The organism is Massilia sp. DJPM01 (genome assembly GCF_030348125.1).
GTDB lineage: Bacteria > Pseudomonadota > Gammaproteobacteria > Burkholderiales > Burkholderiaceae_D > Telluria_A > Telluria_A frigida.
In genome coordinates this window covers 1-622 of the sequence record NZ_JAQOZV010000216.1, presented here as the reverse complement: position 1 = coordinate 622, position 622 = coordinate 1, and the positions used below count along the sequence as shown (strand labels likewise).

General features: G+C 50.0%; 1 protein-coding gene. It reads right to left on the bottom strand.

The annotated features are described in order from the left end of the window. Positions 1-61 precede the first annotated feature (61 nt). A partial coding sequence (locus PO883_RS34740; RefSeq protein ID WP_289313841.1) for an RHS repeat-associated core domain-containing protein occupies positions 62-622 on the bottom strand: 561 nt, incomplete at its 5' end.

The window sequence follows — 622 nt, the reverse complement described above, 5'->3', positions numbered from 1 at the left end:
TTGATGTCGGCCAGTTCAGAAAAATCGTTTTGCAATTGGCTCATGAGAATACTTTCAAATGTTACTTCTCTCCCGGCTTAGGGAAAAGTGAAACGTTCGTAGGGGGCTTGCCCAAACCTTTACCGATTGCAGTCGCGTAATCGTATGCATTTTTGGGACTCCAAATGACGTTGTAGGGGAAATATCCCCCATTCGTCGCTGCAGCTTGCCCACCACCTACAGTAAGTGCTTCAGCAACGGTCGAAGCGCAATTTGGGCCTTTCAAGTTCCAGTTAGGGTGATCCTTGAGATACTTCGCCCACCACCGTTCAATTGCTGCTTCATCGAGCCCTTCAACACGAACAACACCATCCGGCATACCACCCTCAGCGATCGCATCTGCGCGTACGTTCGGCATCCCGTAGGATGGGGAGTCACCCCATTTCTCTCCCTTTTCAGGCCAAAAACTGATGTGCACCCCGTTGTCCAGAACCATTGAAGCATGCCCGACGTTCCCCCCGTTCTGCGCCCAATAATAGACAGTCAATAATCCTTTTGGATCGGTATAAGAAACAGGATTTCCGAGCGCATAACTGTACGTATTAATTCCACCACCGAGCCCAATCGGATCGCTCTGCACATA